This window comes from Rhizobium vallis (assembly GCF_003985155.1).
Lineage (GTDB): Bacteria > Pseudomonadota > Alphaproteobacteria > Rhizobiales > Rhizobiaceae > Rhizobium > Rhizobium vallis.
In genome coordinates, this window is sequence record NZ_ML133693.1 from 251388 (window position 1) to 265512 (window position 14125).

12 protein-coding genes and 1 pseudogene are annotated in these 14125 nt (G+C 61.3%); 3 read left to right on the top strand and 10 right to left on the bottom strand.

Features of this window, described 5'->3' with window-relative positions:
- Nucleotides 1-47 precede the first annotated feature (47 nt).
- The 3 genes from EFQ99_RS22440 to EFQ99_RS22450 all read right to left on the bottom strand — a co-directional run bounded on the left by EFQ99_RS22440 (nt 48) and on the right by EFQ99_RS22450 (nt 3967).
- A complete protein-coding gene (locus EFQ99_RS22440) occupies nt 48-866 on the bottom strand; it encodes a cytochrome c oxidase subunit II (protein WP_126923422.1) in 819 nt (272 codons plus the stop codon).
- Nucleotides 867-1031: 165 nt separating this feature from the next.
- The gene (locus EFQ99_RS22445) at nt 1032-1421 is read right to left on the bottom strand and encodes a c-type cytochrome (RefSeq protein WP_126923423.1); all 390 of its coding nucleotides are present in this window, start codon (nt 1419-1421) and stop codon (nt 1032-1034) included.
- Between the two features lie 185 nt (nt 1422-1606).
- The gene (locus EFQ99_RS22450) at nt 1607-3967 is read right to left on the bottom strand and encodes a methyl-accepting chemotaxis protein (RefSeq protein WP_126923424.1); all 2361 of its coding nucleotides are present in this window, start codon (nt 3965-3967) and stop codon (nt 1607-1609) included.
- Nucleotides 3968-4337: 370 nt separating this feature from the next.
- Between EFQ99_RS22450 and EFQ99_RS22455 the strand changes: the two genes are divergently transcribed.
- On the top strand, nt 4338-4553 hold the full coding sequence (locus tag EFQ99_RS22455) for a hypothetical protein (protein ID WP_164736423.1): 216 nt from the start codon (nt 4338-4340) through the stop codon (nt 4551-4553).
- Between the two features lie 26 nt (nt 4554-4579).
- Nucleotides 4580-5254: pseudogene (locus EFQ99_RS22460) on the top strand (protein-L-isoaspartate(D-aspartate) O-methyltransferase); the annotation flags it as partial.
- Between the two features lie 103 nt (nt 5255-5357).
- On the opposite strand, the gene EFQ99_RS22465 reads toward EFQ99_RS22460, so the two are convergent.
- The 7 genes from EFQ99_RS22465 to EFQ99_RS22495 all read right to left on the bottom strand — a co-directional run bounded on the left by EFQ99_RS22465 (nt 5358) and on the right by EFQ99_RS22495 (nt 12888).
- Nucleotides 5358-6122 carry a FadR/GntR family transcriptional regulator gene (locus EFQ99_RS22465; protein WP_126923427.1) on the bottom strand — a complete coding sequence of 255 codons (765 nt, stop codon included), beginning with the start codon at nt 6120-6122 and terminating at the stop codon, nt 5358-5360.
- A gap of 24 nt (nt 6123-6146) precedes the next feature.
- Entirely contained in the window at nt 6147-7208 is a 1062-nt protein-coding gene (locus EFQ99_RS22470) for a four-carbon acid sugar kinase family protein (RefSeq protein WP_126923428.1), read from the bottom strand.
- Nucleotides 7205-8197, bottom strand: coding sequence for an ABC transporter ATP-binding protein (locus tag EFQ99_RS22475; RefSeq protein WP_126923429.1), 993 nt, complete (start codon nt 8195-8197; stop codon nt 7205-7207). The genes EFQ99_RS22470 and EFQ99_RS22475 overlap by 4 nt, the downstream gene beginning before the upstream one ends.
- Complete coding sequence (locus EFQ99_RS22480; RefSeq protein ID WP_126923430.1) at nt 8197-9204, bottom strand: ABC transporter ATP-binding protein; 1008 nt, start codon at nt 9202-9204, stop codon at nt 8197-8199. The genes EFQ99_RS22475 and EFQ99_RS22480 overlap by 1 nt, the downstream gene beginning before the upstream one ends.
- Entirely contained in the window at nt 9201-10157 is a 957-nt protein-coding gene (locus EFQ99_RS22485) for an ABC transporter permease (RefSeq protein WP_126923431.1), read from the bottom strand. The genes EFQ99_RS22480 and EFQ99_RS22485 overlap by 4 nt, the downstream gene beginning before the upstream one ends.
- Nucleotides 10158-10159: 2 nt before the next feature.
- Nucleotides 10160-11116 (bottom strand): ABC transporter permease, encoded by a 957-nt coding sequence (locus tag EFQ99_RS22490; protein ID WP_003552254.1) that lies wholly within the window; start codon nt 11114-11116, stop codon nt 10160-10162.
- A 134-nt stretch (nt 11117-11250) separates the two neighbouring features.
- Nucleotides 11251-12888 carry an ABC transporter substrate-binding protein gene (locus EFQ99_RS22495; RefSeq protein ID WP_126923432.1) on the bottom strand — a complete coding sequence of 546 codons (1638 nt, stop codon included), beginning with the start codon at nt 12886-12888 and terminating at the stop codon, nt 11251-11253.
- 326 nt (nt 12889-13214) lie between these two features.
- Between EFQ99_RS22495 and EFQ99_RS22500 the strand changes: the two genes are divergently transcribed.
- Complete coding sequence (locus EFQ99_RS22500) at nt 13215-14120, top strand: dihydrodipicolinate synthase family protein (protein WP_126923433.1); 906 nt, start codon at nt 13215-13217, stop codon at nt 14118-14120.
- Nucleotides 14121-14125: the final 5 nt, after the last annotated feature.

The window sequence follows — 14125 nt, forward strand, 5'->3', positions numbered from 1 at the left end:
GTGATCGCTGGGGGTTTCCTGAACCAGCCTACGACCGCTTCGCCGCGTCAGTTTGCCGGTGGCAGCTCTCCCGATGACGCCGTCAGCTGGGTGAATGTCTGTTGCTGCCCGAGCCAGGTCTGGTAGTCCGCGTCGTTATCGACCACGACAGTGCCGCGCATTTGCGGATGGCCGACGCCGCAGAGTTCGGCGCAGAGGATCTCGAAGGTCCCGGTCCGCGTCGGAGTCAACCAGAAATAGGTGACCATGCCGGGGATCATGTCCATCTTGGCACGAAATTCCGGCACGTAGAAATCATGGAGCACGTCGATCGAGCGCAGCAATATGTGCACCGGCTTGCCGATCGGCAGATGCAGTTCGCCGCCTTCAATGATGATGTCGTCGAGGCCGCTTGCGTCGTTCTTGTCGAGGCCGAGCGGGTTCTCGGCCGTGACGTCGCGTGTCTCGGCGCGACCGAGTTTTCCGTCCGCTCCCGGCAAGCGGAAGCTCCAGAGCCATTGCTGGCTGACGACCTCGACCGAGGCGGCATCGGCGGGCACAGTGATGAACTGGTTCCAGACGATGAGGCCGGGCGCCAGCATAGCGGCAACGCCGACCGCCGTTCCCGAGGCGAGGATCACCTCCAGCCTGCGGTTTTCAGGTTCGTAATGCGCCCGGTTGCCCGGCTTGTGGCGAAAGCGGTAGACGCAATAGGCCATGAAGGAGACCACCGCCACGAAGACGATGCCGGTGATCCAGAAGGTGATGACGAGGGTGCTGTCGATATAGGTCCAGTTGGACGCGATCGGCGTCCACCACCATGGGCTCAGCACATGGAACAGCACAGAGCCGACGACAATCAGGACGAGGATCAGCACGACAGCCATGTCCACTCCTCCTCGAGCAGGTTGACCGTGAAACCGTATTCCGCAAAAAGTCCGTCTTTATTATCGCACAGATAGAAAATATCGGCAATTACGGCAATTTAGCCACGTGTCGCGCCGCATCGGCACGCCATTCTGGATTATTGCCATTATCTGGAATATCGCCCGTCATTTCGAATATTGCTTGAGATAGGCGATGAGGTTGGTGATCTCCTGATCATCCTTCAAGCCGACGAAGGCCATTTTCGTGCCCTTCACCTTCACTCTCGGATTGTGGAGATAGTCGCGCAGCGTCGCTTCGTCCCAGACGAGACCGCCGTCACCGGCCTCCTTCATCGAGGCCGAATAGGCAAAATCGGGATGCGTTCCGGCCTTACGGCCGAACAGCCCGTTCAGCGACGGCCCGACTTTGTTCGTATCGGAATCGACGATATGACAGGTCGCGCATTTCTTGAAAACGGTGGCACCCGCCGTCGCGTCGCCCTCTTGCGCCCCGGCGCCAGCAGAGGAAAGGACAATGACGGATGCGGCGATCAGCAGAACAACACGGTAATCCACGGCAAACCCATCCTCCTCAAGCTTGCCCAGCCACTCGCCCCCTCCGCCGCCATTGCCGTGCGGAGTATGTTAGCGATACTTAAAGCTTAGTGCTTCGCGGACGCAAGTCAATCGGGTGGGCAATTCTGACGCAGGGTGGCGGATATTCGCGCGATCGCACCTGTCGGCCGCGCTGGCTTCAGCGGTCAAAAATCCTCCCGTTGCCGGTCCGCAGCCGAAGCGGCAGACGAACCGTTGCCGAACGCCATCGTCACCTTCTGTTTCAAGGTATGAGCGGGAGACGTGGCCGCTCCGCGTTGGACGAACGAAATCTGCGCTGCGCGAGGCCGTTGTTCGCCATGGTGCTGGGCGGCAGCGGTGCGGCTGCCGGCCCCAGAGGAAACATCGAGCCGGAATTGTGCGAGGCGGTCGGACAATACCGTGACTTCGGTTGCAAGCGTATGCGAGGCAGCATTCGACTGCTCGACCATTGCCGCATTTTGCTGGGTCGACTGGTCCATCTGATTGACGGCGGTGTTGATTTCCTGAAGTCCTGTCGATTGCTCCCGGGCCGATTGAACGATCGCCTGGACATTCTGGTCGATCTGCTGCACCTCGTCGACGATTCCAGTCAAGACGGACCCGGTCTGGCTGACGAGATCGACGCCCTGCTTGACCTGTGATCCTGATGAAATGATGAGGGTCTTGATCTCCTTGGCCGCGCCGGCCGAGCGTTGCGCCAGTTCACGGACCTCCTGCGCCACAACGGCGAAGCCTTTGCCGGCCTCGCCGGCACGTGCAGCTTCGACGCCGGCGTTAAGGGCAAGCAGATTCGTCTGAAACGCAATGTCGTCGATGACGCCGATGATATTGGAGATCGAATTCGACGATTGCTCGATGTCATGCATGGCTTCCACCGCGCGGCGGACGATCTGGCCCGAGCGCTCGGCATTCTGCTTGGTACGGGCGACCATGGATCCCGCTTCCTCGGCGCGCACAGTGGAATCTTTGACCGATGTGGTGATCTGTTCCAGCGCTGCGGCGGTTTCCTCGACAGATGCGGCTTGCTGTTCCGTCCGCCGTGCAAGGTCGTCGGCGGCCGAACGAATTTCGTCCGCGCCGGCCTGGATCACCTGCGCATTCTGCGAGAAGGAGATCATTGCCGAACGCAGCTTGACGACCGACTCGTTGAAATTGGTCCGGGTCTCATCAAGCGCCGGCGTGAAGGGCTTTTCCAGCGCGACCGTCATGTCGCCTTCCGCCAGCCTTGCAAGACCAAGCGCCAGTTCGCCGACGGCAAACTTGACGTCCGCTTCCTGGGCTTGGGCGACCCGTGTCCGCTCGGCACGTTCCTGGTCCTGCTGTATCCGACCAGCTTCCGCCTCGGCTTCAAGCTGCGCCTTTTGGCGGTTGCCTTCCAGGAGGACCTCCAGGGAACGCGAGAGATCCCCGATTTCATCGCGTGCGTCAACGCCACTGATCCGGACGTCGAGCTTGCCGGCCGCAATCCCGGCGGTCTCGTCGATCACGCTGGAAATCCGGGTGACGAAACGGCGTGCAATCAACCATCCGACCAAGCCCAATAGGACGGCGGCCACGCCGGTGCTGATCGCCGCGTGCCGCATGATCGTGTCGAGTTGGGCAAAGAGCGTCGTCTTGGGTACCGACACGATCGCAAACCAGTTCGAGCTTTCCGCAAGCTTGACCGGAACGGCCACCGCCAGCGACACTGTGCCGTCCTGGCCAGTGACTTCACGCTCCTCGCCGGGTTTGGCGATCAGATGCTCCCAGCCTGCCGTTTCGGCTCCGCCCTCGGAGAGATTTTTCCCGATAAGGCCGGCGTTGGGATGGCTGACGATCTTTCCAGCGCCGGTCACAAGGCTGATGAAGCCGGTCTCCATCGGATGAACCTGCGAAAAGGCCTTGTTGGTATCCTGCAGAGAAAGGTCGAGCCCTGCCACTCCAACCGCTTTGCCATCGATGACGATCGGCTTGGCGACCGAGGTCATCAGCACGTCCTTGCCGTCGATCGCATAGAGATAAGGCTCGATGACGGTCGTCTTGCCCGTCTTGAACGGAATCTGATAATAATCGCCGGGACCAGCGACCGTGTAGTCCGTCAAAGCGGCATGCGTAATTTGACCGCCGCTGCGAACCCAATAGGGGATATATCGCCCTGTCTGGTCATGTCCGTCCTTGTTGACGAACTCCTTGTCCTTTCCATCGAAAGCGTCCGGCTCCCAGCCCGTCCAGATCCCAAGGACGTTCGCATTGGCCTCAAGCATGTTCGTCAGGATCTTGTCGGCCCTCGCGCGGTCGGCATCTCCGGTCTGCTTCATCGTCGAGACAACCGTGTCGAGACTGTCGACGATGTGGACCGTGCCACCGATATCTCTTTCAACCGCCACGGCCTCCGAGCGGGCGATCTGCCGCATCTGCTCGATGCTGTCCGTGCGAATGGCATGGTATGAGCTGTAGAATAGGACACCTGAAGCAGCAACAACGGCGATAACGCCGCAGGCGGCAATCGAGAACAAATTACGACCAGTCGTTGATTTAAACAGCATCCCCTGCCCCAAGTACTGTGACGATCTCAATTCTGCCGGATCAACTCTTCCGCCCTGTCGTTCACCAAATATTTCGCAGGTGCAAAAAGTCGAATTTGAAATATTTTATCCGAGCACAATTAAGAAATTCTTCGCTCTCCCCTAATTTCTATGGGCTCGCTGCAGCACCTTCATCTTGCAACGTGCGCTAGAGATCGGCGCGCTTTGGCGGCCGATATCGGAAACTTGGAGCGCGTTTCTTATCCGGCAGGATGAAGGGAACGAAATCCGGATGACATGGTTAGCTTTCCAGATACGGCCGCCCCTTGGGAAGCCGCGATGATCACATGCACCCAAGGAGCATGCTGTGAATGTTCTAAGCTTCAGCAGAATGAGCAACAGTCGCGATAATCCCGATGCCGCTTTCGTGACCACCGACGTTGAGAACCGGCAGCTCTATAGGTTCGCCCTGCAATATAAGATGGACGGCAAGACTTGGGCGACGGAAATTCGGGCCTATTCTTCTAGGGATGCCGAAGACCGCATCGCAGCGATGCGCAGATCGCTGACAATTTGCGGCCAACTCTACGGTGAGGTGGAAGCCTAGCTCCCATATCAATCGACGGGTGATCCATGGATATGACGCGCAGCCGAGATCGCATGGTGGAGCACCTCGTGACGCGCCGAGGCATTTGCGATCGCGGCGTCATCAACGCGATGCGCACGGTCCCGCGCGAAAAATTCGTCGATCCGGGCTTCGAAGAATTCGCCTATGAAGATGCGCCGCTTTCGATCGGCGATGGCCAGACCATTTCGCAGCCGTTCATCGTGGCCCTGATGATCGAAAAGGCCGACCTGAGTGCCGGCGACAAGGTGCTCGAGGTCGGGACAGGCTCCGGCTATGCTTCAGCGCTCATCAGTCTCATCGCGAGATACGTCTATTCCATCGAGCGCCATGAACGGCTGGCGCTCCAGGCCAGGGAGCGGTTCGAGAAGCTGGGATACGCCAATATCGACGTTCAGGTGGGCGATGGCAGCAAGGGCTGGGCGAAAGCCGCTCCCTTCAATGCCATTATCGTTTCCGCCGGCGCGCCCGAAGTGCCGAGCGCCCTGAAGGAACAGCTGGATCTCGGAGGGCGGCTCATCATCCCCGTCGGTCGTGGCGACGCGCAGCGCCTCAAACGCATCACGCGCACCGGGGCCGCCGCCTTCGAAGAGATAGATCTGGGCGGCGTGTTCTTCGTTCCCTTAATCGGCGAAGACGCGTGGACGGCCGAACATCCGATGTATACGGAGACGAGCCCTTCGTCGCGCACGCCCAGCTGAAGGCGTGGGCCGCAAGCACCGGCCTGCCCTGGAGCATCATCAGCAGATGGCCAAGGAGCTCAACAAGTGAGCGAGGCCATCCATCTCAGAAGGAAAGATCGAGCACCCTGCCTTCGAACAGGCGGTCCCGGGAGCCTTCGAGATGCGCCCTCATCAGCCTCTGCGCATCGTCAGGCCGACCATCGGCGATCGCCTTGTAGATGGCGTTGTGCTCTTCGTAGACCTGTTCCAGTCCCTGGCGGGGACCGAGCAGGGAGAGGCCGTGGAGATGCATGCCGACGGCGATATGGGCCTTCAGCGCATCGATCGAGGCCGTGTAATAATGGTTATTGGCAGCCTCCGTCACGGCGCGATGGAAGGTGAAATCGGCGTCCGCGCGGTGAAGCTGGTGGCTCGTCGCTTCGCGCAGATCCGCAAGAGCGTTGGCGATCTTCTGGATCGCCTGCTCATTGCGCCGCTTGGCGGCGAAATAGGCGGCCGCCGGCTCTATGGTGAGGCGGAATTCGTAGCAGCGCTGAATATCGGCAATGGTTTTAACAGGCGAATAGGCGAGCTGCGTCGTCGGCGATCCATGCGCGCTGACGAAGGTTCCGGCGCCTTGCCGGGCATAGACCATGCCTTGATCACGCAGGCGCGCCAGCGCATCTCGCACGATCGGTCTCGAAACACCCAGCATCGAGGCCAGCTCATGTTCGCCGGGAAGGCGTGAGTCCGGCGGGTAGTTTCCGCCGCGGATGCGTTCCAGCAGCTGGTCGAAGACACGATCGACCAGCTTGACGGCCTTGCCGCGTTCGGGCTTGCCCGGCGGGCCGGCTTCCGCGTTCAAAGATTCGCCATTCGCTTCAACCACGTCATTCTCCCCGGCGGTATCTTACTATGCCGCCTGATTCCGAGGAACCAGTCTTAGCAAACTATCGGGATGGCCGAAGCCCCCCGACTTGACGGCACACCGAAAATGCCGCCCGTCTTCGGCCGTGACATCGAACCAGGGAACGCCGGCCTCGATCTCACCCTTCGGAGCCAGCACCCTGATCCCGAGCGCCTGAAATACTGCAAGCGCCGTATCGCCGCCGCCGACCATCAGCATGTCGGGCCGCGTATCGTCGATAACTGCTTTGACGCCTGACGCAAAGCGCTGGGCGACGAGGCCAGCATCGGCGGCCATGTCGCCGGTGCAGCGCAGCAGCACTGGCAGCGCCAGGCCTTCCCCGCATTCGATCTCGCCCATCGGCGCGTCCACCACCATACGCAAGGCGCCCGAGGCTTCGAGCCGGTTCATCTGGGCGACGGTGATTGGATCGCGCGAACCAAAGGCAAACAGCGTCCGCGGGCTTGCCACAAATTCCGTGGCGGGCAGCCCCGCTTCACCAAGCCGGCGGGCAAGTGCTGCGCCAAGACCGCGCGCACCGACAGCAAGCGTCCTTAGCCAGTCGTGACCGTCGACGATCTGGTCGAGATCAATATCGTCCTCGGCATCGGCGATGACAACATTGTCCCTGCTGCCCTCGAACAGATCGGCGATCCGCAGTGGCTTGGCGATTCCGCGGCCGACGACGCAGCCTCGGTAGGTCACGCGTTCCTGATCGGGAATGGCGGGCGCCACCAGGATCGTCTCCAGGCCGAACACCTCCGCCATCGCGAGGCTTTCCGCCACGACATTGCCCTTGAGCCGGGAGTCGATCTTCTTCATGACGACGGCGGGCTTGGCGCCATGGAACACCTCTGTCGCCATCCGAACCCTTTCGACGGCTTTACGCTCGCCAAGCGCGCGCGAGGCCGTGTTGACGACGACGACATCGCAGCCGGTGGCGATCGCATCCTGCGCCGCCTCGACATCGACGGCAACCGCAACCGAAAGGCCGGCCGCGACGAAGGGCGTGCCGGTATCGAGCGCGCCCGTCAGATCATCGGCGATGATGGCGGCCTTCAGCGTCATGCGGTCTGTCCGGTGTTGACGGCGTGGCAGGCGACGAGATGGCCGGGCCTGGCTTCTTTCCAGGCCGGGATCACCTTGCTGCAGATATCCATGGCGATCGGGCAGCGTGTGTGGAAACGGCAGCCGGAGGGCGGGTTGAGCGGGCTCGGCACATCGCCCTGCAATATCTGGCGCTGGCGCGTGCGCTCATGTTCCGGATCGGTTTCCGGAACGGCCGACAACAACGCCCTCGTATAGGGATGGAGCGGATTGTCGAAGAGTTCTTCACGGGTCGCCAGTTCGGCGAGCCGCCCGAGATACATGACGCCGACACGGGTGCTGATATGGCGCACGACGGCGAGATCATGGGCAATGAAGAGATAGGTCAGCCCGTATTTTTCCTGCAGATCGAGCAGAAGATTGATGATCTGCGCCTGGATCGACACGTCGAGCGCCGAGATCGCCTCGTCGCAGACGATGAATTTCGGCTGGCAGGCGAGCGCACGCGCGATGACGACGCGCTGGCGCTGACCGCCGGAAAGCTCGTGCGGGTAGCGCTGGGCAAACCGCTGGGGCAGGCCGACATCGGTGAGCAGCGTCGCCACCCTCTCCTTCAGCTCGGCCTTGGTGCAGAGCTTGTGGAAGAGGATCGGTTCGCCTATCGCCTCTCCCACCGTCATACGCGGGTTGAGCGTCGAATAGGGATCCTGGAAGACGATCTGCAGGTCGCGGCGGAATGGCCGCATCTGCTTTTCATCGAGCGTGGCCAGATCCTGGCCCTTGTAGACGACCTTGCCGCTGGTCGCCTTGTAGAGGTTGAGGATGGTGAAACCGGTCGTCGACTTGCCGCAGCCGGATTCGCCGACAAGGCTCAGCGTCTCGCCTTCCATGATGTCGAGATCGACATTATCGAGCGCATAGACGGTCGCCGAACGCTCGCCGAAGGCGCCGAGCTTGACGTGGAAATGCTTGACCAGGTTTTCGATCTTGAGCAGCGGTTGAGCCCCCATCACGCGGCCTCCTGCATTCTCTGGACGACGAAACAGGCAGTGCGATGGTTGCTGCTGCCGCTCAGCGGTTCGAGCTGCGGCACCTTCTCGTGACAGATCGTTTCGGCGAGCGGGCAGCGCGGCGCAAACGGACAGCCCTTCGGCCGGCGGCCAGGCTCCGGCGGCGTGCCGCCAATCGAACTCAACCGGCTTGCCGGCGAATCCGAAAGCTTCGGGATCGATGACAGCAGACCGCGCGTATAGGGGTGGCTAGGCCTGGCATAGAGATCATCAACCGGCGCGTCCTCGACCACCGTACCGGCATAGAGCACGGCGACGCGATCGACGAGGCCGGCGATCAGCGCCAGATCGTGAGTGATCCAAACGACGGACATGCCGAGTTTGGCTCTGAGATCCTTCACCAGATCGACGATCTGCGCCTGGATGGTGACATCGAGCGCCGTCGTCGGCTCGTCGGCGATCAGGAGCTTCGGATTGCAGGCAAGGCCGATCGCGATCATCACGCGCTGGCGCATACCGCCGGACAGCTCGTGCGGATAGGCCTGCAGCCGCTCTTCCGGACCGGGAATGCCGACGAGGCGCAGCAACTCGACGGCGCGCTTGCCGGCTTCTGCCTTCTTCATTCCGCGGTGATAGATCAGCGGCTCGCAGATCTGGTCGCCGACCCGCATGACGGGATTGAGCGAGGTCATCGGGTCCTGGAAGACGAAGCCGATATCGCCGCCGCGCACCTTGCGCAGATCGCCATTCGACATGGTCTGGAGGTCGCGGCCGTCGAAGCTTGCCGTTCCCTTGGTCACCTTGATCTTGTTCGGTAAGAGCCGCATCAGGCTCAGCATGGTGAGGCTCTTGCCGCAGCCAGATTCGCCGACGACGCCGAGGGTCTCGCCTTTGTCGACATGCAGATCAATGCCGTCGACGACGACGGCGGGGCCATTGCGGCCGTCGATCTCGACGGTCAGGCCTTTGACATCGAGCAGGCGTTTACTGTTTTGGGTATCCATCATTTGCTGCCCCGCGGATTGAGCGCGTCGTTGAGGCCGTCGCCGAGGAAGCTGAAGGCAACCGAGGCAAGCCCGAGCACGGCCGCCGGAGCGGCGAGAAGATGCGGATAATGCTGCCAGACGCGAAGACCGTCCGAGATCATATTGCCCCAGCTCGGCGTTGGTGGATTGACGCCGACGCCGAGGAAGCTGAAGGCGCTTTCCAACACCATCGCCGTGCCGAGACCGGCGCTGACCGAGACGATCAAAGGCCCGAGCGCATTCGGCACCACATAACGCTTGATGATGATCCAGTTCGACAGGCCGAGCGCCTGGGCCGCGGTAATATAGGGCCGGCCGCGGATCGACAGCACCTGGGCGCGCACGAGACGGGCATAGGGCGGCCAGGAGATCAGCGCCATCGATCCGAAGACGAGGATGAAATCCACCCATATCGTCTGGCGGTAGAAGGGATTGAGGGTCTCGAGATAGCGCGCTTCCATCCACTTGGTGATCGGCGATTTCAACGATGCATTGATGACGACGACGAGCAGCAGGTTCGGAACCGACATCGTCACGTCGGTCAGCCACATGATGGCGCGATCGAAGGGATTGCCGAAGAAACCGGCCACCGCGCCGAGGGTGAGGCCGATCAGCACCGCGAAAAACGTGACGATGACGGCGACGAGGAAGGCGGTCCGCGTGCCGAAGACCACGCGGCTGAAGACGTCACGGCCGAGATCGTCAGTCCCGAAGAGGTGGCTCATCGACGGCAGCGCGTTGCGGGCGTTGAGGTCCTGGCTGAGATAATCGTACGGCGTGAGGTAAGGCCCGAGGATCGCCGTGAAGGCGAGGATCAGCACGACGGCCAGACCGAAGACGGCGAGTTTGTTGCGCTTCAGCCGATGCCAGGCGTCGCGCCACAGGCTGACCGGCTCCTCGACGGTTTCGGTGGTGGAAAGAGGGATAGCGGACATGGTCAGCGGCTCCTTCTTGAATCATTGGCGCGGGGATCGAGCAGCGGATAGAGCACGTCCACCAGCAGGTTCGACACCATTACGAGGAACGATCCGATCAGCGTGATCGCCAGAATGACCGGATAATCGGAATTGATCAGCGCCTGCACCGTCAGCCGGCCGAGACCTGGCAGGCCGAAAACGAGTTCGACGAAGATCGCACCATTGACGATGGTGATCATGATCAGGCCGAGCTGCGTGACGACGGGCGTGAGCACCGGCCGCAGAATATGACGCAGCGCCACGATGATCTCGGGCACGCCCTTGGCGCGGGCGGTGCGGACGAAATCCTCCGACAGCACCTCGATGACGGCGGCCCGGGTCTGGCGCACGATCAGCGCGATCGGCTGGAAGGAAAGGACGAGCAACGGCAGCAGAATGCGGACATCGAGGATGCCGCCCCAGCCATACGGCACGCTCGCGCCCGGCAGCAACACGATGAGGCCGACCATCAGCAGCGGTCCGGCGACATAGGCCGGGATCGCCCAGAGGAAGAGTGCGGAGCCCAGAATGGCGTAGTCGATGCGTGAATTCTGGTTCAGCGCGGCGATCATGCCGAGCGGGATTGCGACGACGGCTGTCAGGATGATGGAACAGAGGGCAAGCTGGAAGGAGACGGGCGCGGCGGCCGAGACCATCGCCCAGACCGAGCGGCCCGAGGTCAGCGAATTGCCGAACTGGCCGTGCAGCAGGTTCCAGATGTAAAGGCCGAACTGGACGATGAAGGGTTTGTTGAGGCCGGCACTTTCGCGGATCGCTTCGATGCGCTGCGGATTATAGGCGACATCACCAGGCGCGCGCAGGAAGATCAGCTTGATCGGATCGCCGGCGCCATAGAAGGCCAGCGCATAGACGGCCAGCATCACCACGAGAACGGACGGAATCCAGATGGCAAACCGGGTTAGCACGTAGCGCAGCAAGGCCACCTCCCACCTGTTGTACGATGCATTCCCCTCCTTTGTAGAAGCCGGAGAGATCGCATCTGTTCTTCTTGAAACTTGCGCGAAGACCTTGTGGCCTTCGCGCGCTTATTGCCGGAAACGATCGTTCCGGATCAGCCGATGGAAATGTTCCACGGCTCGACGATCTGCCAGTCGAGGTTTTTGTCCAGGCCTTTGACGTCTTTGGTGGCCCAGCGCGACATCGCCTGAGAATACCACGGAATGAAGGCCCAATCGTCGCGGAACGCCTTCTGGGCTTGCTGGGCGAGAGCAATGCGCTGGGGGTCATCCGCAGCCTTGGTCGTCGCTTCGGCAAGGGCGCTGTCGACCTTGTCGTTCTTGTATCCGCCAAGCTTGTTCTGGGCGTTCGACGAGGTCGAGGCGATGGAGCCCGCGAGATAAGAGACGGCATCGGGAACGCGGGTGCCGACGTCGTCTCGGAAGATCTGGACCGAATTCTGGTCCGGACCGGCATAGGAATCCTGCTGCGGCTTCATGTCGACGGCCGTGATGCCGAGATTCTGGCGCCACTGTTCGGCGATATACTGGGCCGCCGCCTGAATGGCCGGCCCCGAGATGCCGACGAACAGGATCTTCGGCAGGCGCTCCGGACCGCCATAGCTCGATTCCGCGAGCAGCTTCTTTGCGCCTGCCGGATCATAGGGATAAGGCTCGAAGCCGGAATTATCGGCGCCCGGAACCGAGTTGAGAATCTGGTCGGCTTTCTTGTGCGGCCCGTCGGGATAGGACGCCTTGAACAGGCCGTCGCGATCGACCGCCATGATCAGCGCCTGGCGGACCTTGGGATCGTCCATCGGCGCGCGGGAGATGTTGAACCAGAAATGCTGGCTCGTAGGTATCAGCGGGCCAGCCGAGAATTCGGGGCCGAGATCCTGGATAATGGTCGAGGTGACGAGTTCCGTATGGGCGTTGAACTCACCCGACTTGATCAGCGACGTCGCGCTGACATTGTCCTCGATCGAGGTGATGTCGATGCGTGCAAGCTTCGGCTTCGGCCCGAAGAAATTCTCGTTCGGCTCGAACGAGAGCTTGCCGGCGTCGATATCGATGCTCGTCAGCTTGAAGGGACCTGAGAAGACCGGCTTGTTGTCGGGCTTATACCAGTCGATGATCTCCTCGCCGTCGCTGCCGCGCGACTGCGACGCCTTGGTGATCGGAGCGATGTGGTTTGCGAGCCGCATAAAGAAGATCGGATCGGCAGCGGCCAACGTCACGACGACGGTGCCTTCATCGGGGGTTGCGACACCGGTCAGCTCGTTGCCGGAGCCGGCGGCGATTTCGGCGTAGCCCTTGACCTTGCTCAGCACCTGGTCGACGCGCTGGCTCTTTGTGTTTGGCATCGAGGCGACTTCCCACGATCCCTTGACGTCGGCCGAGGTGATCTTGCTGCCATCGGAGAAGACGGCCTTGGGATCGATCTTGAAGGTCCAGACGGTGTTGTCGGCCGATTCCCAGCTGGTGAAGACGTAAGGCTTGATATTGCCTTGGCTGTCGAAATACATCGGGGCGGCCCACCAGATGGAATTCCAGCGGAATGTCCTGCCGCCGCCGCGCAGCGGCGACCAGTCTTGATCAAAGGCCGGATGCGCGACCTTCAGGACCTGGCCTTCATCGGCCAGAACGATGCGCGCATTCATCCCGAACACGGTGAGGCCGACGCCGGCCGCAAGGCCCAGCTTCAGTGCGTTGCGACGCGATATATTGGCTTTATCCGATTGATCAAAAGACATGGCATTCCCTCCCACGGTGAATTCGGCAGCGCTCTCCCTGCACCTGCCAGGCGCAGCACAATCCGCCAGTATGGTTCTCTCGTTATTGTAAATATGTCAACAAAAAATCGCGTTTTTCGTCCGAACAAAATTTATCTCGAAAAATACAGTAGCAATTACAATTAGATAAATTTCAGCTCTCGCACAAAACCATTTTGTCTTCTTGACAAAAGCGCCGCAATGGAAAACTTCTTGGCACTCCACCGCGACAGACGAATGACAATTGCATGCGCAGCCGAGCGGTTCGAACACGGATCGGCAAGACGGGACGCGCCGAGGAGGGCGGGATGAGCCATCACAGGATTACAGGCGTTTTCAGCGCGGCGGCAACGCCGCTGACCGCGGACAATGCGCCGGATTTCGCGCTTTTCACCGATCATTGCCGGCGACTGCTGGCCGAGGGATGTCATGGCGTGGCTCTGCTCGGCACGACGGGCGAAGCTAATTCCTTCTCCGGAGCCGAGCGTCGCGCCATTCTGGAAGCAGCGCTGAAGGCCGGCATTCCTGCCGACAAGCTGCTGCCGGGCACCGGCGTCGTCGCCATTCCGGAGACGGTCGAGCTGACCCGGCACGCGCTGTCGGTCGGCGTGACCAAGGTCGTCATGCTACCGCCCTTCTACTACAAGGGCGTCTCCGACGACGGGCTGTTCGCCGCCTATTCGCAAGTGCTCGAAAAGGTCGCCGACACGCGCCTGCAGGTCATCCTCTATCATATTCCGCAGGTCTCCGGCGTGCCGCTCTCCATTCCGCTGATCGGCCGGCTGATTGCGGCCTTCCCGGAAACCATCGTCGGCATCAAGGAATCTGCTGGCGATTTCAATAACATGCAGGCAATCATCGCCGCCTATCCGAGCTTCTCCGTCCTGGCGGGCGCCGATCCCCTGCTGCTGCCGCTCTTGAAGGCCGGCGGTGCCGGCTGCATCACGGCGACCTCCAATCTCGTGGCGGATTCACTGCGCACTGTCTACGACCACGTCCATGACGAAGCGCGTGCTGGCGATGTCGAGGCGGCGCAGGCACGCATCAATGCCTATCGCACGCTTTCCAATTCCTACGTCCAGATCCCGACCATCAAGGCAATGGTGGGGCTGAAGACCGGCAATCCCGCCTGGAGGCGCACACGCGCGCCGCTGATGCCGCTCAGCGATGCGGACCATGCCGCACTCGCCGAAAGCTACGCCAGGCTGCCTTGAGGAGA